The sequence below is a fragment of the Pseudomonas sp. FBCC-B1565 genome, from assembly GCF_059133265.1.
In genome coordinates this window covers 4,559,785-4,577,982 of sequence record NZ_CP101438.1, presented here as the reverse complement: position 1 = coordinate 4,577,982, position 18,198 = coordinate 4,559,785, and the positions used below count along the sequence as shown (strand labels likewise).

General features: G+C 60.8%; 16 protein-coding genes, 4 tRNA genes and 1 pseudogene. 14 read left to right on the top strand and 7 right to left on the bottom strand.

What is annotated here, in order from left to right:
• Positions 1–36: 36 nt before the first annotated feature.
• A complete protein-coding gene (locus tag NL123_RS21080) occupies positions 37–981 on the top strand; it encodes a LysR family transcriptional regulator (RefSeq protein ID WP_494356270.1) in 945 nt (314 codons plus the stop codon).
• On the opposite strand, the gene NL123_RS21075 is transcribed toward NL123_RS21080, so the two are convergent.
• Positions 982–1,389, bottom strand: a complete 408-nt coding sequence (locus NL123_RS21075) for a PA2817 family protein (RefSeq protein WP_010211653.1) — start codon at positions 1,387–1,389, stop codon at positions 982–984.
• A gap of 75 nt (positions 1,390–1,464) precedes the next feature.
• Positions 1,465–3,912, bottom strand: coding sequence for an acyl-CoA dehydrogenase (locus tag NL123_RS21070; protein ID WP_494356269.1), 2,448 nt, complete (start codon positions 3,910–3,912; stop codon positions 1,465–1,467).
• Between the two features lie 158 nt (positions 3,913–4,070).
• On the opposite strand from NL123_RS21070, the gene NL123_RS21065 reads away from it, so the two are divergent.
• The 4 genes from NL123_RS21065 (at position 4,071) to NL123_RS21050 (ending at position 7,248) form a co-directional block, all read left to right on the top strand.
• A complete protein-coding gene (locus tag NL123_RS21065; RefSeq protein WP_093514444.1) occupies positions 4,071–4,730 on the top strand; it encodes a transglutaminase-like domain-containing protein in 660 nt (219 codons plus the stop codon).
• 57 nt (positions 4,731–4,787) lie between these two features.
• Positions 4,788–5,405 carry a glutathione S-transferase family protein gene (locus tag NL123_RS21060; RefSeq protein ID WP_494356268.1) on the top strand — a complete coding sequence of 206 codons (618 nt, stop codon included), beginning with the start codon at positions 4,788–4,790 and terminating at the stop codon, positions 5,403–5,405.
• 134 nt (positions 5,406–5,539) lie between these two features.
• A complete protein-coding gene (locus NL123_RS21055; RefSeq protein ID WP_248487330.1) occupies positions 5,540–6,472 on the top strand; it encodes an ABC transporter ATP-binding protein in 933 nt (310 codons plus the stop codon).
• Positions 6,469–7,248, top strand: coding sequence for an ABC transporter permease (locus NL123_RS21050; RefSeq protein ID WP_012723134.1), 780 nt, complete (start codon positions 6,469–6,471; stop codon positions 7,246–7,248). Before NL123_RS21055 ends, NL123_RS21050 begins: the two co-directional genes overlap by 4 nt.
• Positions 7,249–7,367: 119 nt before the next feature.
• Here the strand turns inward: NL123_RS21050 and NL123_RS21045 are convergent, their stop codons facing one another.
• Complete coding sequence (locus tag NL123_RS21045; protein WP_248487332.1) at positions 7,368–7,907, bottom strand: TetR/AcrR family transcriptional regulator; 540 nt, start codon at positions 7,905–7,907, stop codon at positions 7,368–7,370.
• Positions 7,908–7,998: 91 nt separating this feature from the next.
• Here NL123_RS21045 and NL123_RS21040 point away from each other — a divergent pair, with 91 nt between their 5' ends.
• From NL123_RS21040 to NL123_RS21025, 4 genes are all read left to right on the top strand, one after another.
• A complete protein-coding gene (locus NL123_RS21040) occupies positions 7,999–9,192 on the top strand; it encodes an MFS transporter (protein WP_248487334.1) in 1,194 nt (397 codons plus the stop codon).
• A 44-nt stretch (positions 9,193–9,236) separates the two neighbouring features.
• On the top strand, positions 9,237–9,548 hold the full coding sequence (locus tag NL123_RS21035; RefSeq protein WP_058427201.1) for a cupin domain-containing protein: 312 nt from the start codon (positions 9,237–9,239) through the stop codon (positions 9,546–9,548).
• 107 nt (positions 9,549–9,655) lie between these two features.
• The gene (locus tag NL123_RS21030; protein ID WP_071496180.1) at positions 9,656–10,804 is read left to right on the top strand and encodes a TDT family transporter; all 1,149 of its coding nucleotides are present in this window, start codon (positions 9,656–9,658) and stop codon (positions 10,802–10,804) included.
• A 57-nt stretch (positions 10,805–10,861) separates the two neighbouring features.
• On the top strand, positions 10,862–12,730 hold the full coding sequence (locus NL123_RS21025; protein ID WP_494356267.1) for an MFS transporter: 1,869 nt from the start codon (positions 10,862–10,864) through the stop codon (positions 12,728–12,730).
• A 109-nt stretch (positions 12,731–12,839) separates the two neighbouring features.
• Here the strand turns inward: NL123_RS21025 and sugE are convergent, their stop codons facing one another.
• The 3 genes from sugE to rdgC form a co-directional block, all read right to left on the bottom strand.
• Positions 12,840–13,154: a quaternary ammonium compound efflux SMR transporter SugE gene (gene sugE, locus NL123_RS21020; protein ID WP_003237114.1), complete on the bottom strand. Its 315-nt coding sequence runs from the start codon at positions 13,152–13,154 to the stop codon at positions 12,840–12,842.
• A gap of 105 nt (positions 13,155–13,259) precedes the next feature.
• The gene (locus NL123_RS21015) at positions 13,260–14,225 is read right to left on the bottom strand and encodes a bile acid:sodium symporter family protein (RefSeq protein ID WP_494356266.1); all 966 of its coding nucleotides are present in this window, start codon (positions 14,223–14,225) and stop codon (positions 13,260–13,262) included.
• Positions 14,226–14,365: 140 nt separating this feature from the next.
• Positions 14,366–15,286 carry a recombination-associated protein RdgC gene (gene rdgC, locus NL123_RS21010; protein ID WP_034103031.1) on the bottom strand — a complete coding sequence of 307 codons (921 nt, stop codon included), beginning with the start codon at positions 15,284–15,286 and terminating at the stop codon, positions 14,366–14,368.
• Between the two features lie 159 nt (positions 15,287–15,445).
• On the opposite strand from rdgC, the gene NL123_RS21005 reads away from it, so the two are divergent.
• A tRNA-Val gene (locus NL123_RS21005) sits at positions 15,446–15,521 on the top strand.
• A 19-nt stretch (positions 15,522–15,540) separates the two neighbouring features.
• Positions 15,541–15,617 (top strand) — tRNA-Asp (locus tag NL123_RS21000).
• A gap of 173 nt (positions 15,618–15,790) precedes the next feature.
• Here the strand turns inward: NL123_RS21000 and NL123_RS20995 are convergent.
• Positions 15,791–15,922 (bottom strand): annotated as a pseudogene (locus NL123_RS20995) (sigma-70 family RNA polymerase sigma factor); the annotation flags it as partial.
• A 201-nt stretch (positions 15,923–16,123) separates the two neighbouring features.
• Between NL123_RS20995 and NL123_RS20990 the strand changes: the two are divergent.
• The 3 genes from NL123_RS20990 to NL123_RS20980 all read left to right on the top strand — a co-directional run bounded on the left by NL123_RS20990 (position 16,124) and on the right by NL123_RS20980 (position 18,183).
• Positions 16,124–16,199, top strand: a tRNA-Val gene (locus tag NL123_RS20990).
• A gap of 19 nt (positions 16,200–16,218) precedes the next feature.
• Positions 16,219–16,295 (top strand) — tRNA-Asp (locus tag NL123_RS20985).
• A gap of 304 nt (positions 16,296–16,599) precedes the next feature.
• On the top strand, positions 16,600–18,183 hold the full coding sequence (locus NL123_RS20980; protein WP_494356265.1) for a BCCT family transporter: 1,584 nt from the start codon (positions 16,600–16,602) through the stop codon (positions 18,181–18,183).
• Positions 18,184–18,198 lie beyond the last annotated feature (15 nt).

Sequence of the window (18,198 nt, the reverse complement as noted above, 5' to 3'; positions counted from 1 at the left end):
TGATAATCCGCTCAGTTATCAATGGACCTGTGCACCATGAGCATCAATCTACCGTTGCCGCTGCTGGGCGAGATGGCGATTTTCGTCAAAGTGGTGGAAACCGGCAGCTTCTCCCAAGCCGCCCGGCAACTGGGCGCTTCACCGTCCTCGGTGAGCCGCAGCATCTCGCGTCTGGAAAAGGCCCTGGCCACGCGCTTGTTGCAACGCACCACGCGCAAATTGCGCCTGAGCGAAGGCGGGGAAGAGGTGTTCAAGCGCTGCCAAGAGATGGTCAACGCGGCGCGTTCGGTGATGGAGATCAGCGGCCAGTTCACCCACGAGGCCGAAGGGCTGGTGCGGGTCAGCGTGCCCAAGGCCGTGGGGCGGTTTGTGGTACACCCGCATATGCCGGAGTTCCTGCGGCGTTATCCCAAGGTGGATGTGCAGTTGATCCTGGAGGATCGGCAGGTGGACCTGATCGATGACAACGTCGACTTGAGCATCCGCATCACCGACAGCCCGCCGCCGGGGCTGGTCGGCCGGCAGTTATTGCCTATCGAGCATTTGTTGTGCGCGACGCCGCAGTACCTGGCCGAGCATGGAGTACCGGGCCATCCCCATGATCTGTTGGAACACAGTTGTATCTACCTGGGGGAAACGCCAGGGGACTCGCGCTGGAAATTCCGCCAGGCGGGCAAGGCGGTGACAGTGGCGGTGCGCGGCCGGTATGCAGCGAACCACACCGGCGCGCGGCTGGATGCAGTGTTGCAGGATGTGGGGATTGGCAGCCTGCCGTACTTTACGGCGCGCCATGCGCTGGAGGAGGGGCGGTTGGTGCAGGTGTTGCCGGCCTGGGACTTTATTGCGTCCTACCATGGCGAGGCGTGGTTGCTGCATTCGCCCACGCGCTATCTGCCGCCGAAGTTGCGGGTGTTTATTGATTATCTAGTGGCGTGCATGGCGAAGGAGCCGACATTGCGACGGCCCATTCCGGATCGCTGATCAGTGCTTGCTCTGGTCGTCGGGCATGGCCAGCAGCTGTTTTTCCTGGTTCCAGTCGAACGGTTCGTCATTCTGTTCGGCTTCAAAACGGCGCTCTTCCAGGGCCTGGTACAGGTCCAGTTCTTCATCGGGCATGAAGTGCAGGCAGTCACCGCCAAAGAACCACAGCAGGTCGCGTGGCACCAGGTGGGCGATCTGTGGGTAGCGCAGGATGACCTGGCTCATCAGGTCCTGGCCCAGGTACTGGCTTTCGATCGGGTCGATCGGCAGCAGGGCGCGCAGTTCGTCGAAACGCTCCAGGAACAGGGAGTGGCTTTCCTCGGGCACCTGTTCGGCTTCGCCGACGGCAACCAGGATGCTGCGCAAGTGGTCGAGCAAGACGAGATGATCGGCAACGACGTTGGACACGAGATAAGTCCTCTAAAGCAAAAACGGGCGCGAGAGTATATAGCTCTCGCGCCCGCATTTATATGACCGCTCGCCTCAGCGGACTTTACCCTCAGCCTGGGTCAGCTCTTCCTTGCTGAAGTCATCCACGTCGATCACCTTGCGCCGCGCCGCTTCGGCGTCACGCAGGGTCTGCGCTTCAGCCGGTTGCAGCACGCCGGCGTGCAGTGCCGCATCAATGGCATGCTCGCCGGCAGCAGGTTTGACCTGGCCACTCTTGAGCGCGGTGTGCAGTTTCTTTTGCAGCGGATGGCTGGCGCCCAGCAGGTCGTAGGCATGTTGCAGGGCACCCACCGGGTCTTCCGCCGATTGCGGGCGGTAGCAGCCGGCCAGCAATTCTTCCAGGGTCGGGTCGCCTTTGGCACGGCCGATCACGGCGGCGACTTCGGCGTCCAGCGCATCGGACGGGCCGGTATGGCGACGCCCGAACGGGAACACGATCACCCGCAGCAGGCAACCCAGCACCTTGTTCGGGAAGTTGCTCAGCAGCTCATCCAGTGCGCGCTCCGATTCGCCCAGGCTTTCTTCCATGGCCCAGGCGAACAGCGGTTCGAGGTGGTCCGGCGAATCCAGGTCGTGGTAACGCTTGAGTGCGGCCGATGCCAGGTACATATGGCTCAGTACATCACCCAGGCGTGCCGACAGGCGTTCACGACGTTTCAACTCGCCACCCAGCAGCATCATGCTCAGGTCGGCCAGCAGTGCGAACGCGGCGGCCTGGCGGTTGAGTGCGCGGAAATAACCCTGGCTCAAACGGTTGCCTGGCGCTTTTTCGAAATGGCCGACGCCGAGGTTGAGCACCAGGGCGCTGGCGGCGTTGCTCACGGCAAAACCGATGTGTTGCATCAGCAGGCCGTCGAACTCCTTTAACGCCTGGTCATGGTCTTCGCGACCGGCCAGGGCCATTTCCTTGAGCACGAACGGGTGGCAGCGGATCGCGCCCTGGCCGAAGATCATCAGGTTGCGCGACAGGATATTCGCGCCTTCCACGGTGATGAAGATCGGCGCGCCTTGCCAGTTGCGGCCCAGGTAGTTGTTCGGGCCCATGATGATGCCCTTGCCGCCGTGCACGTCCATGGCGTGGCTGATGCACTCGCGGCCGCGCTCGGTGAGGTGGTACTTGAGGATCGCCGACAGCACCGAGGGTTTTTCCCCCAGGTCCACGGCATTCGCGGTAAGCATGCGCGCGCTGTCCATCAGCCAGGCGTTGCCGCCGATGCGGGCGAGGGCCTCCTGGATGCCTTCGAAGGCCGACAGTGGCACGTTGAATTGCTCACGCACCTGAGCGTACTGGCCGGTGACCAGGCTGGTGAACTTGGCCGCGCCGGTGCCGACCGCCGGCAGGGAAATCGAACGACCCACGGAGAGGCAGTTCATCAGCATCATCCAGCCCTTGCCGAGCATCTCCTGGCCGCCGATCAGGAATTCCAGGGGTATGAACACGTCCTTGCCGGAGTTGGGACCGTTCATGAACGCGGCGCCCAGGGGCAGGTGGCGGCGGCCGATTTCTACACCGGGGGTATCGGTGGGGATCAGCGCCAAACTGATGCCCAGGTCTTCTTCGTCACCCAGCAGGTGGTCCGGGTCATGGGCTTTGAAGGCCAGCCCGAGCAGGGTCGCGACCGGGCCAAGGGTGATGTAGCGTTTTTCCCAGTTCAGGCGCAGGCCGAGGGTTTCCTGGCCTTCCCATTCACCTTTGCAGATCACGCCGGTGTCGGGCATCGCGCCAGCATCGGAGCCGGCCAGCGGGCCAGTCAACGCGAAGCACGGGATATCATCGCCACGCGCCAGGCGCGGCAGGTAGTAGTTGCGTTGTTCTTCGGTGCCATAGTGCAACAGCAGCTCGGCCGGGCCGAGGGAGTTGGGCACCATCACGGTGGAGGCCAGGTCGCCGCTGCGGGTGGCGAGCTTCATTGCGACCTGGGAATGGGCATAGGCAGAGAAGCCCTTGCCGCCATATTCCTTGGGAATGATCAGGGCGAAGAAACCGTGGGTCTTGATGTGCTCCCAGGCGGCGGGCGGCAGGTCCATGGCCTGGCCGATTTCCCAGTCGCTGACCATGGCGCAGAGTTCTTCGGTGGGGCCGTCGATAAAGGCCTGTTCTTCTTCGGTCAGTTGTGCCTTGGGGTAGGCCAGCAACTTGTCCCAGTCGGGGCGACCGCTGAACAGCTCGCCGTCCCACCACACGGTGCCGGCGTCGATGGCGTCGCGCTCGGTCTCGGACATCGGCGGCAGGACTTTCTGGAACCAATTGAACAGTGGCTTGGTGAAGTATTGGCGGCGCAGGTCAGGCAACAGCAGGGGCGCGGCCACCACGGCGATCAACACCCAGAAGATCAGCAGCAGCCAACCCGGTGCGTGGCCCCAGGCGCCCATCGCCAGCAGGTAGACGGCGACCACGCCCAGGGCGGGCAGGGGGGCGACGCGGCGGTGTGCGAGGTAGGCAATGCCGACCACCAGCACCAGTATCCACAACAACAGCATATTCAATCCTCCGTGAAACCAGGGGCGAAACCACCAGGGAGCTTAGTCGGCATCCGAACAAGCGGGGTGATCAGGGTGTAACGAGATTTGGCCGATTCGTCGTTATCGCCGTGGCAGACCTGTCGTTAAACTCCAGGCTTCCTTCGGAGATAAAGCTCATGGATACGTACCTGAGTCCCAGCCGCTTCATCGATAGTGACCACCCCGCGGTGGTGGAGTTCGCCGAAAAACACCGCGGAACCCACGCGGCTCCAAGTGACCAGGCAGTCAGCCTTTACTACGCCGTGCGTGAGGCGATTCGCTACAACCCCTACACCTTCAGCCGTGACCCAGACACCTTGAGTGCCAGCTTCGCGTTGAGCACCGGCGAAAGCTATTGCGTGCCCAAGGCCACCTTGCTCGCGGCCTGTGCCCGGCACTGCGGCATCCCGGCGCGCATCGGCCTGGCGGATGTACGCAATCATTTGTCGACGCCGCGCCTGATCGCCTTGCTCAAGAGCGATGTGTTCGCCATGCACGGTTACACCGAGCTTTACCTGAACCATCGCTGGGTCAAGGCCACGCCCGCATTCAACCAGCAGCTGTGCGATCTCTTCGATGTGCCGCCGCTGGACTTCGATGGCATTCATGACAGCGTCTTTCATGCGTTCAACCGCCAGGGCCTGCGCTCAATGGAGTATGTGGTCGACCATGGGCAATTTCCCGACGTGCCCGAGGCGTTTTTCTTCGCGCATATCCAGCAGTGTTACCCCCACCTGTTTGCCGAGGAAATGCCGCCCCTGCTGGGTGATATGCAGAGCGATTTGAGCCGCGCGTGAACCGGCGTATGCTGCTGCCTTCATCAAGCCATGTTCATCAACAATAAAGGCGCGGTCATGCTGAAGATCTGGGGTCGTAAAAATTCATCAAACGTCAGGAAGGCACTGTGGTGCGCCGAGGAACTCGGCCTGGACTATGAAGCAATTGATGCGGGCGGGGCTTTTGGCGTGGTCGACACGCCTCAGTACCGGGCGCTGAATCCCAATGGTCGGGTGCCGATGATCGAAGATGGTGACTTTGTGCTGTGGGAGTCCAACACCATCGTGCGCTATCTCTGCGCCAAGCACGCCTCCAGCTGGTACCCCAGCGACCTGAAGGCCCGCGCCAACGCGGAAAAGTGGATGGACTGGACCACCTCCACCTTCGCCGAACCGTTCAAGATCGTGTTCTGGGGCGTGTTGCGCACCCCGGCGGAAAAACAGAACTGGGACAACATCCACGCCGGCCGCCAGGCCTGCATCGATGTGCTCAAAACCGTTGATGAAGCCCTGGCCACGCAGCCGTATCTGTCGGGCAGCGAGATCGGCATGGGCGATATCCCCTTGGGCAGCTTTATCTACGCCTGGTTTGAAATGCCCATCGAACGGCCTGCAATGCCCCATCTGGAGGCCTGGTACCAGCGCCTGCAACAACGCCCGGCCTACCGCAAAGCGGTCATGACCGCGTTGACTTAATACCCACTATTAATACAGGTGACTGTACTTGTGCGGCGCGGGCAAGCACCATGCTTGTCATGCGCCGCCGTTGAACTACCTGGGCTGCGCCCTCATCTACTCTTTCTATTCCCTTCTTTGGTGCGTATTCCGATATGAGTTCCGCTCTGTCCATCCGGCAGCTAACCAAAACCTACGGCAACGGTTTCCAGGCCCTGAGTGGTATCGATCTGGACGTTGCCGAAGGTGACTTCTTCGCCTTGCTCGGCCCCAACGGTGCCGGCAAATCCACCACCATCGGTATCCTCTCCACCCTGGTCAACAAGACCAGCGGCTCGGTGAATATCTTCGGCCATGACCTGGACAAATCCCCGGCGGCGCTCAAGCGTTCCATCGGCGTGGTGCCTCAGGAATTCAACTTCAACCAGTTCGAAAAGACCTTCGACATCGTGGTGACCCAGGCGGGCTACTACGGCATCCCGGCGAAAATCGCCAAGGAACGTGCCGAGCAGTACCTGACCCAGCTGGGCCTGTGGGACAAGCGCGATGTGCCTTCGCGTTCACTCTCTGGTGGCATGAAGCGTCGCCTGATGATCGCCCGCGCGCTGGTGCATGAACCACGCCTGCTGATCCTCGATGAGCCCACCGCGGGCGTGGACATCGAGCTGCGCCGCTCGATGTGGACCTTCCTCACCGAGCTGAACGAGAAGGGCATCACCATCATCCTCACCACCCACTACCTGGAAGAGGCTGAGCAACTGTGCCGCAACATCGGCATCATCGACCACGGCACCATCGTCGAGAACACCAGCATGCGCAACCTGCTGGGCCAGTTGCATGTGGAAACCTTCCTGCTGGACTTGAAGAACAACCTGTCGGCGCCGCCGCAATTGCTCGGCTACCCGAGCCGCCTGGTGGACAGCCATACCCTGGAAGTGCAGGTGGACAAGGCCATGGGCATCACCGCGCTGTTCACCCAGTTGGCGACTCAGAACATTGAAGTGCTGAGCCTGCGCAATAAAACCAATCGCCTTGAGGAGCTGTTCGTGTCCCTGGTGGAGAAAAATCTGTCGAAGGTGGCGGTATGAGTTCCGAACTGCAACCCAACCTCGTCGCGCTGCAAACCATCGTCTACCGCGAAGTGAAGCGCTTTACCCGGATCTGGCCGCAGACCCTGCTGCCGCCGGCGATCACCATGGTCCTGTACTTCGTGATCTTCGGTAACCTGATCGGCCGGCAGATCGGCGACATGGGTGGCTTCACCTACATGGAGTACATCGTGCCGGGCCTGATCATGATGTCGGTGATCACCAACTCCTACGGCAACGTGGTCTCGAGTTTCTTCGGCAGCAAGTTCCAGCGTTCCATCGAGGAACTGATGGTGTCGCCGGTGTCGCCCCATACCATCCTGATCGGCTACACCCTGGGCGGTGTACTGCGTGGTCTGATGGTGGGCGTGATCGTGACGCTGCTGTCGCTGTTCTTCACCCACCTGCAGGTGCATCACCTTGGGGTCACCATTTTGGTGGTGGTACTGACGGCGACGATCTTCTCGCTGCTGGGCTTTATCAACGCGGTGTTTGCACGCAACTTCGATGATATTTCGATCATCCCGACCTTCGTGCTCACGCCGCTGACCTACCTGGGCGGGGTGTTCTACTCCATCACCTTGCTGCCGCCGTTCTGGCAGACCGTGTCGCTGGCCAACCCGGTGCTGCACATGGTTAACGCCTTCCGCTACGGCATTTTGGGTGTGTCGGATATCAAGATCAGCGTGGCGATCACGTTCATGTTGGTGGCGACTGTAGTGCTGTACATCGGTTGTGCGAAGCTGCTGGTGAGCGGTCGCGGGATGCGTACGTAAACGCGGGCAAAAATGTGGGAGGGGGCTTGCCCCCGATAGCAGTGGATCAGTCAGTGCATGGTTGACTGAGAGAACGCTATCGGGGGCAAGCCCCCTCCCACATTTGTATTGGCGTAACGTCAGGAATTGAGTGCCAGTTCGATCAGCCCGTGCAGCTCGTCAACCGTCAGCGGCGCGGTCGAGAACAAAATGCGAAACACCGTCGGCGCTGCGATCAGGTTGATCAGATGGTCCACGCTCGGTGGCATCTCGTCCGGATAGCGATCGACAATCGCCTGAAACTGCCCGCTCAGAATGCTCACGCAATACCCCGGCGTGATCATGCACTGCAGGTCGCGCATCATGTTGCGGCCCGGTTCCGAACTCATTTCATCCAGGTATTGCTCGGCCCAGGCCTGCAGGTCGCCGCGCAGGCTGCCGGTGTTGGCCGGCTCGCTGTCGGGGCGCATGCGCGCCAGCGCCACGTCCGCCAATAGCACGGACAGATCGCCCCAGCGCCGGTAAATGGTGGAGGGCGTGACGCCCGCACGCGCCGCAATCATCGGCACGGTAACGCTGGAGCGCTCATGGGCTTCCAGCAGTTCGCGCACAGCGTTGTGCACTGATTCTTGGACCCGGGCACTGCGGCCCCCCGGGCGAAGGCCTTCTTTAATCGCCATGCTGGTGACCTTAACACAAAGAATTTGCTTTAAGCGCTGGCCGGTAGCACACTCTGCAAAAGCAAAATATTAGCTTTAGCGGAGCGTGCGTATGTCCAGTCCTGTTTCCCATCGTTCCAGCCTGGTGTTCCTTGCGGTCACTTTGCTGACGTTTCTCGCGGCCTCCAGTGCGCCAACGCCGTTGTACCACCTGTATCAGGAGGGCCTGCATTTTTCGGCAGGCATGCTCACGATGATCTTCGGGGTCTATGCCTTGAGCCTGCTGGCGGCGCTGTTGACCGTCGGCTCATTGTCGGACCACCTGGGGCGCAAGCCGGTGATTTTTGCTGCGCTGCTTCTGAATATGTTGGCGATGTTGCTGTTTATCAATGAAGGCAGCGTGGCCTGGTTGATTGCCGCCCGTACCCTGCAAGGGTTTGCCACCGGCATGGCCACTGCCGTGCTGGGTGCAGCATTGCTCGACACCGACCGCCAGCAAGGCCCACTGGTCAACAGCGTGGCACCGCTTTTGGGCATGGCCTGCGGGGCGATGGGCAGCAGTCTGCTGGTGGAGTTCGCGCCATTGCCGACCCAGTTGATCTACTGGACGCTGCTGGCCTTGATGCTGTTGCAGGCCCTCTACGTATGGCGTTTGCCGGAGACAGTGAGCCGCATCCCCGGCGCACTGGCGTCGCTGCGCCCGACGTTGCACGTACCGCCCCAGGCGCGCCGGGCGTTGTGGCTGTCGTTGCCGGTGGATATCGCCGTCTGGGCAATGGGCGGGTTCTATTTATCCCTTGCGCCATCGTTGGTGCGTGCGGCCACCGGCTCCACCTCCAACCTGATCGGTGGCGGCCTGGTGGCCGTGCTGACCCTGAGCGGCGCGCTGATGATCTTTACCCTGCGCAATCGTGCGGCCGACAAGGTGCTGCGTCTGGGCGCCGGCTTGCTCGCCATCGGCGTGACGCTGATCCTCACCGCCGTGCACAGCGCCAGCCTGCCACTGTTCTTCATCGCCACCCTTATCGCCGGCAGCGGCTTTGGTGCGGGCTTTCTCGGCGCCTTGCGCAGTGTGGTGCCACTGGCCTTGCCCCATGAACGTGCCGGGCTGATGTCGGCGTTCTATGTGCTGAGCTACCTGGCGTTCTGCTTGCCTTCGTTGTTGGCGGGCAACCTGATTCGCAGCTTTGGCCTGATCGCCACCACCGACGGCTACGGCGCAGTCCTCATCCTGCTGGCCCTCGGTGCGTTGGTTGCGTTGCTGCTGCAGGATTCGGCGCGGGTGAGGGCGACGACCGGCGGCTGATGGGTAATAATCGGTGCCCGTATTCGCCTGATCGAGATTCAAGTATGAAGATCATCCGCAGCAAGGACTTCACCGGCAGTCGCGCTTGGGAGGCGCTGGATATTGCCAACATGAATGGCATCACCACGCGTCTGCATTGGACCGACCAGCCGTACCGCTGGCACATCAATGACGGTGAAGAGGTATTTGTGGTGCTGGATGGTCGCGTGCAGATGCACTACCGCGACAATGGCTTCGAACAGGTGGCGGAGCTGGAGGTCGGCGACATCTTCTACGCCAGTGTCGGTACCGAGCACGTGGCCCATCCCCAAGGCCCGGCGCGCATTCTGGTGATCGAATGCGAAGGCAGCGTTTGACGCTATATCGGCAAAACAGATAACAGTTAGAGATATTACCCGTTATATAGATATTCGATCAGGTTCTATGATGGCCTCAACCTCATACGAGAAAGAGGAGCGTCATCATGCCCTGCTCGAATACCCTCAGCTACAAACCCTTCAGTCACCTGGCCCGTCCACGGGAAGTGATTCGCCAGTTCACCCCCAACTGGTTTGCCGCGACCATGGGCACCGGCGTGCTGGCGCTGGCCCTGGCGCAACTGCCGGTCAACCTGCCAGGTTTGCACGCCATCGCCGAAGCGCTGTGGTTTTTTACCATCGGCCTGTTTGTGTTGTTCAGCGTGCTGTATGCGGCCCGTTGGGTGATGTTCTTCCACGAGGCGCGGCGGATCTTCGGGCACTCCACGGTGTCGATGTTCTTCGGCACCATCCCCATGGGCCTTGCGACGATTCTCAATGGCTTGCTGCTGTTCGGGTTGCCGCGTTGGGGCAGCGATGTGATACCGCTGGCCGAGGCCTTGTGGTGGCTGGACGTGGCCATGGCCCTGGCCTGTGGTGTGCTCATCCCGTTCATGATGTTCACCCGCCAGGAACACAGCATCGACCAGATGACCGCCGTGTGGCTGTTGCCCGTGGTCGCCGCCGAAGTCGCCGCCGCCAGCGGTGGCCTGCTGGCACCGCACCTGGCAGACGCGCATTCGCAACTGGTGATGCTGGTGACCAGCTACGTGCTGTGGGCGTTTTCGCTGCCGGTGGCGTTCAGCATCCTGACCATCCTGATGCTGCGCATGGCGTTGCACAAACTGCCCCACGCCAATATGGCCGCGTCGAGCTGGCTGGCCCTGGGGCCTATCGGCACCGGTGCACTGGGCATGTTGCTGCTGGGCGGCGATGCGCCGGCGATCTTCGCGGCCAATGGCTTGCCGGGCGTGGGTGACATGGCCAACGGCCTGGGGCTGGTGGCCGGTATCACGCTGTGGGGCTTTGGCCTTTGGTGGATGCTGATCGCCGTGTTGATCACCTTGCGCTACTTGCGCGCGGGCATCCCGTTCAACCTGGGCTGGTGGGGCTTCACCTTTCCGTTGGGGGTGTATGCGCTGGCCACTTTGAAGTTGGCGAGCCTGTTGCACCTGGGTTTCTTCAGCGTATTCGGCAGTGTGTTGGTGGTGGCGTTGGCGCTGATGTGGCTGATCGTTGCCAGGCGCACGGTGCAGGGCGCCTATAAAGGTGAGCTTTTTGTTTCGCCATGCATTGCGGGACTAGGGAATAAGTAAGCGGAGTTCGGTAAAGTCGTGGCCTGATAACTATTAGGCCACGCAGGAACACGGACGATGAGCCACCCCTCGCAATTCACCTTGCTGCGCACACGGCGTTTCCTGCCGTTTTTCATCACCCAGTTGCTGGGCGCGTTCAACGACAACATCTTCAAGCAATCGCTGATCCTCGCCATTCTCTACAAGCTCACCATCGACGGCGACCGTTCCATCTGGGTCAACCTCTGTGCCTTGCTGTTTATCCTGCCATTCTTTCTGTTCTCGGCGCTGGCCGGGCAGTTTGGCGAGAAATTCAACAAGGACGCGTTGATCCGCGCGATCAAGATCGGCGAGATCGTGATCATGGCGGTGGGTGCCACCGGCTTCCTGACCAACCATCTGGAATTGATGCTGCTGGCACTGTTTGCCATGGGCACCCACTCGGCGCTGTTCGGGCCGGTGAAGTATTCGATCATGCCCCAGGCCCTGCATGAAGATGAGCTGGTGGGCGGCAACGGCCTGGTGGAAATGGGCACGTTCCTGGCGATCCTGGCCGGCACCATTGGCGCCGGGATCATGATGTCGTCCACCCATTACGCGCCGGTGGTGGCCGTGGCGATTGTTGGCGTGGCGGTGTTGGGTTACCTGGCCAGTCGCAGTATTCCGCGGGCGGCGGCGTCGACCCCGGGGCTGCGCCTGAACTGGAATATCTTCAGCGAGTCCTGGGCCACCCTGCGCCTGGGCCTGGGGCAGACGCCGGCCGTGTCGCGTTCCATTGTCGGTAACTCGTGGTTCTGGTTTGTCGGTGCGATCTACCTCACGCAGATCCCGGCCTACGCCAAGGAATGGTTGTACGGCGACGAGACCGTGGTGACGTTGATCCTCACCGTGTTCTCGGTCGGCATCGCACTGGGCTCGATGCTTTGCGAAAAGCTGTCCGGGCGCAAGGTGGAAATCGGCCTGGTGCCGTTCGGTTCATTCGGCCTGACCGTATTCGGCCTGTTGCTGTGGTGGCACTCCGGCGGCTTCCCACAGAACGTGCAGGCCAACGACTGGCTCGCCGTGCTCAGCTATGGCCAGGCCTGGTGGGTGTTGTTGGATATCCTTGGCCTGGGTGTCTTCGGCGGCTTCTATATCGTGCCGCTGTATGCGTTGATCCAGTCGCGCACCGCCGAGAACGAACGTGCGCGCGTCATCGCGGCCAACAACATTCTCAACGCGCTGTTCATGGTGGTCTCGGCGATCGTATCGATCCTGCTGCTGAGCGTGGCCAAGCTGTCGATTCCCGAGCTGTTCCTGGTGGTGTCGTTGCTCAACGTCGCGGTCAACGCCTACATCTTCAAGATCGTCCCCGAGTTCACCATGCGTTTCATGATCTGGCTGCTCAGCCATTCCATGTACCGTGTGGAGCACCGCAACCTGGAGGCGATTCCGGATGAAGGCGCGGCGTTGCTGGTGTGCAACCATGTGTCGTTTGTCGATGCGCTGTTGATCGGCGGCGCGGTGCGTCGGCCGATTCGCTTTGTCACGTACTACAAGATCTACCGCTTGCCGGTGCTCAACTTTATCTTCCGTACCGCCGGGGCGATTCCGATTGCGGGGCGTCACGAAGATATTCAGATCTATGAAAAGGCCTTCACACGCATTGCGCAGTACCTGAAGGAAGGGGAATTGGTGTGCATCTTCCCCGAAGGCAAGTTGACCGCCGATGGCGAGATGAACGAATTCCGCGGTGGCGTGACGCGCATTCTGGAAGAGACGGCGGTGCCGGTGATTCCGATGGCGTTGCAGGGGTTGTGGGGGAGTTTCTTCAGCCGCGATCCGAACAAGGGGTTCTTTCATCGGATCTGGTCGCGGGTGGTGTTGGTGGCGGGTGGCCCGGTGGAGGAGCCGACGCCTGCGAGGTTGCAGGAGGTGGTAGCTGGGTTGCGGGGGAGTGTCAGGTAGTTTTGGGTTTGGCTGTACCGGCCCTATCGGGGGCAAGCCCCCTCCCACATTTTGACTGTGTTCACAAATCAAAGGTGGGAGGGGGCTTGCCCCCGATGACGGTAGTGGCTCAGGTGCTGATCTTGAGGCCAATCAGCCCGCAGATGATCAACGCCACACTGGCCAGCCGAAACAACGCCATGGACTCGCCAAACAGGATAATCCCCGCAATCACGGTGCCCACAGCCCCCACGCCGGTCCAGATCGCATAGGCGGTGCCCAGCGGCAGTTCCTTCATGGCCAGACCCAGCAGACCGAGGCTGATGGCCATGGCAGCAATCGTCAAGGCGGTGGGCAGCGGCTTGCTGAAACCGTCGGTGTACTTCAGGCCGACGGCCCAGCCGACTTCGAATAACCCGGCAAAAAACAGAATGATCCAGGACATGATGACCTCCTAACGATAGGTGGGGTCGTCCCCGGATTAGGCGCTTGAAGCGTCGCGAGGTCGTCCCCGCGAAGCTCGGTAGAGTGCCGAAAAGTACCCGGCTGATCAAGTTTGCGGCGTGTACTCCAGGGCGCGACGGTCTTCCTTCTCGCTCATGCGGCGAAAGTAGGTCGACAGCAATGCCCCGGAAATATTGTGCCAGACGCTGAACAGTGCACTCGGCACCGCCGCCAACGGTGAAAAGTGCGCACTGGCCAGCGCGGCACCCAGCCCGGAGTTCTGCATGCCCACTTCCAACGCCAGCGACTTGCGCTGTGCCAAAGGCAGCTTGAACACGCGGCCGGTGAAGTAGCCCAGCAGGTAGCCGAAACTGTTGTGCAGCATCACCACGGCCATGATCAACAGGCCCGATTCGGCGATCTTCGCCTGACTGGCAGCAACCACCGCCGCGACGATAATCACGATGCTCACCACCGACACCAGTGGCAATACATCCACCGCATGGCGGACCCGATCACCGAGCACGCGTTGCGCCAGTACGCCGAGCACGATCGGCAACAGCACCACCTGCAGGATCGACCAGAACAACTCCATGAACGACACCGGCAGCCAGGCCGATGCCAGCAGCCAGATCAGCGCCGGGGTGAGCAGTGGGGCGAGGAGGGTGGTGACGGCGGCGATGGCCACCGACAACGCCAGGTCACCGCGGGCCAGCCAGGTCATCACGTTGGACGACGTACCGCTCGGGCAGCAACCGACCAGGATCACGCCGACGGCAATTTCCGGCGGCAGGTGGAAGGCCTGGCACAGCAGCCACGCCACACCCGGCATGATCACAAAGTGCGCGACCACGCCCAGGGCCACGCGCCAGGGATGGCGGGCGACCTCGGCGAAGTCGTCGAGTTTGAGGGTCAGCCCCATGCCGAACATCACCAGGCCCAGCAGGGGCACGATGGCGCTTTTCAGGCCGATGAACCAGCCCGGTTCCAGGAAGGCGACGACGGCGAAAATCAACACCCAATAGGCGAAGGTGTTGCCGACGAAGCGGCTCAAGGCGGCGAGTGCGCGCATGGGGGGTGTCCTTTGTTGTTGGATTGAATCAAATGTGGGAGGGGGCTTGCTCCCGATTGCAGTCTGTCAGTCATAGGTGTTTTAACTGACAGAACGCTATCGGGGGCAAGCCCCCTCCCACATTTTGAATGTCACATGGCTTAGATGCCCTGCGGGGTTTCTTCGCCACCGAGTGCTTCAACCAGCGCCGGGATGAAATCGCCGAACGTCAGCATCATCAGGGTGAAGCTCGCGTCCAGTTGGCCCAGGGCTTCTTCACCGCCGTCCTGTTCCGCCTGGTCTTGCAGCAGGTCTTCGAACTTCAGGCGCTTGACCGTCATCTTGTCGTCGAGCATGAAGGACAACTTGTCCTGCCAGGCCAGGGACAGTTGGGTCACGACTTTGCCGGTGGTCAGGTGCAGCTGGATCTCTTCGCCGGTCAGGTCCTGGCGCTTGCAGCGCACGATGCCGCCGTCTTCGTGGGTGTCGCGCAGTTCGCATTCGTCGAGGACGAAGAAGTCATCGGCCGGCTTCTGGGTGGTGACCCAGTCGGTCATGATCGCGGTTGGCGCGGTTTTTACCGTGAGCGGTCGCACCGGCAGGGTGCCGATCACTTCGCGCAGGGTGGACAGCAGGTCTTCGGCGCGTTTCGGGCTGGCGGAGTTGACCAGGATCAGCCCCTGTTTCGGCGCGATGGCGGCGAAGGTCGACGAACGACGGATAAAGGCGCGGGGCAGGAACGCCTGGATGATTTCATCCTTGATCTGGTCGCGTTCCTTCTTGTAGACCTTGCGCATTTGCTCGGCCTCAATCTCTTCGACTTTCTCTTTAAGTGCGTCACGCACCACGCTGCCCGGCAGGATGCGTTCTTCCTTGCGCGCGGCGATCAGCAGGAAGTCACCGCTGACGTGAACCAGGGGAGCGTCTTCACCTTTACCAAACGGCGCGACGAAACCATAAGTGGTCAACTCCTGGCTGGCACAAGGGCGCGCCAGCTTGGTGGCCATGGCCGCTTCCAACGCCTCGGCATCAACAGGCAGATCTTGGGTCAGGCGATAGATAAGCAGGTTCTTGAACCACATGGGGTGAGTCTCTCCTTTATACAAAGGGGGGCATTATTCTCTTGATAACGTCCCAGGCCAACCCTGCCTAAGCCATTGGAAGCTATCAAAAAAAAGATTTAAGAAAGTGCTTGCCAGACTTAAGGTCGCTCCGTAGAATGCGCGCCACACCGAAACGAAGGGTGATTAGCTCAGCTGGGAGAGCGTCTGCCTTACAAGCAGAATGTCGGCGGTTCGATCCCGTCATCACCCACCATTCGCTTCATGTGTTACGCGCAGCGGTAGTTCAGTCGGTTAGAATACCGGCCTGTCACGCCGGGGGTCGCGGGTTCGAGTCCCGTCCGCTGCGCCATATTCGGTAACCTGGAACACTGAACGCCAGGTAACCACAGGAAGCCCGCTCATCGAGCGGGCTTTTTGCTGTCCAGGGTTTGTAAAACCGAAAAAAACGCCGCCGATCATTTCCGATGATCGGCGGCGTTTTTTTATTGGGTGATCAGAAATCCCAGCGGGTGCTGACCATGAAGTTGCCTGCGCCAGGTCGGCGGCATTCTGGCGGCAGCCCAGTTTGCGTCGCAGCCAGGTGAGCAGCCAGCCATGATGCTCGCTGTAGAGCTGGGTAATTTCCCGTTGGAATGGCGGTTCACCCACAGACATAGGCGTGGCTCAGGCGTTATTGAGAATAGTTTTTAATTGTGCGGTCTAGCCGCCGGTAAACGCAATAGATTCGCGTTTGAGGACACAGAAGCCCGTTTTTGCTGGGTTTTGTCATTGGCGAGAAAATATTTCAAATAAAGTGCATTTAAATCAAGACATTGCGGATTTTTGGTGTATGATGCCGCCCACACCGAAAGTGAAGGGTGATTAGCTCAGCTGGGAGAGCGTCTGCCTTACAAGCAGAATGTCGGCGGTTCGATCCCGTCATCACCCACCATTCGCTTCAAGTGTTACGCGCAGCGGTAGTTCAGTCGGTTAGAATACCGGCCTGTCACGCCGGGGGTCGCGGGTTCGAGTCCCGTCCGCTGCGCCATATTCGGTCACCTGGAACACTGAACGCCAGGTCACCCCAGGAAGCCCGCTCATTGAGCGGGCTTTTTTTCGTCCGCGATTTGACCTCCCTTGCCTTGACGTTGTGCACTGCCTCTTCGCCCTGAACTGTGCTGGTTCGTCATGACGTGAGGGAATACCCCCATGCACATTGGTCGATTGCACCCCTTGCCGCTTAAACGTTTATCTATAGCCACGCGAAGACTTCCAGGCGAGTCATCGGCAGCAGGACGCTGCGGTGCCCGCTCTCCAACACAAAAAATAGTCTGCAAGGGGAATGGCTCTAGATGAAATATCCACTGCGTCCGTTGGTGTTCTGGCCAACTTTCCTGATCCTGCTGGCGGCGGTGATCGCCAGCTACGTTGACCTGAATGCGTTCCTGGCGATCAGCAAACAGCTCAACAACCTGATCCTGAAAAACTTTTCCTGGCTGTTCAGCGCCGGCTCGTTTGCCATGGTCGTGCTGACCGCCATCGTCTACTTCTCCGCGCTGGGCAAGGTGCGTATCGGCGGTGAAGACGCGCAACCGTTGCTGAGTAAATGGCGCTGGTTCATGGTGGCACTGTGCACCACCCTCGCGGTAGGCGTGCTGTTCTGGACCACCGCCGAACCGCTCTACCACCTGTACGGCCCGCCCACCAGCTTGCCAATCGAGGCCGGCAGCGCGGCGGCGAAGAGCTTCGCCATGTCGACGATGTTCCTGCACTGGACCATCACCCCCTACGCGATCTACCTGGTGCCCTCGCTGGTGTTTGCCCTGGTGTTCTACAACCGCCGCAGCAATTTTTCCATCGGCGCCATGCTTGAACCGTTGCTCGGCGAAGCACGGGTCCGGCGCTATGCCGGGCTGATCGACACCCTGGCGATGTTCGCCCTGGTCGCCGGTATGGCCTCGTCCCTGGGCACCGGCGCGCTGACCCTGGCCGGTGGCCTGGCCCAGTACATCGGCGGTGAAACCACGCCGTTCCGCCTGGCCATCATCATTGCAATCATCGTCATCACCTTTGTCGCCTCGGCCGCCAGTGGCCTGCAAAAAGGCATTGTGATGCTGTCTTCGTTCAATACCTGGATCATGCTGGCCCTGGGGCTGTTCGTGCTGTTGTGCGGGCCGACCTTGTACATGTTCAGCCTCGGCGTCGAATCCCTCGGCGTCTACCTCGACACCTTCTTCAGCCGCAGCCTGTTCACCGGCGCTGCCAGTGGCGACACCTGGCCGCACAGTTGGACGGTGTTCTACTGGTCGGTGTGGTTTGCCTGGGCGCCGGTGAGTGCGCTGTTCCTCGGCAAGATCGGCCGGGGCTATACCGTGCGCGAATTCATCCACATCAACATGCTCTACCCGGCGTTGTTCACGGCCGTGTGGATCTGCATTTTCTCCGGCACCAGCCTGTATTTCGATGCGCTGGGCGACGGCAGCCTCAACCGTGTGCTCAACGAGCAGGGCGTGGAGCACGTGCTGTACCAGATGTTCCAGCAATTGCCGGCCAGCGGCCTGATGATCGCGTTCCTGCTGTTCGTGGCGTTCATCTCCTTTGTCACCGCGGCAGACTCCAGCACCGACGTGATCGCCAACCTGTGCAGCAAGGACGTGACCGCCGATTCCGACCTCGATGGCAACCCGCTGTTGAAGATTGTCTGGGGCCTGATCATCGGTACGGTGTCGTGGGTGATGGTCGCGTTTGTCGGCGTGGACGGGGTGAAGATGCTCTCTAACCTCGGCGGTTTGCCGGGCATGATCCTGGTGTTGCTGGCCAGTACCTCACTGATCTTCTGGTTGAAAAACCCCGCATTGCTGGATGTGAAACGCCTTCAGCGGACACCTGAGACGGAACTGCGTGGCGCCAGCCCGCTGCCGGATTTCGCCCGCTGATCGATTGAACCGCTG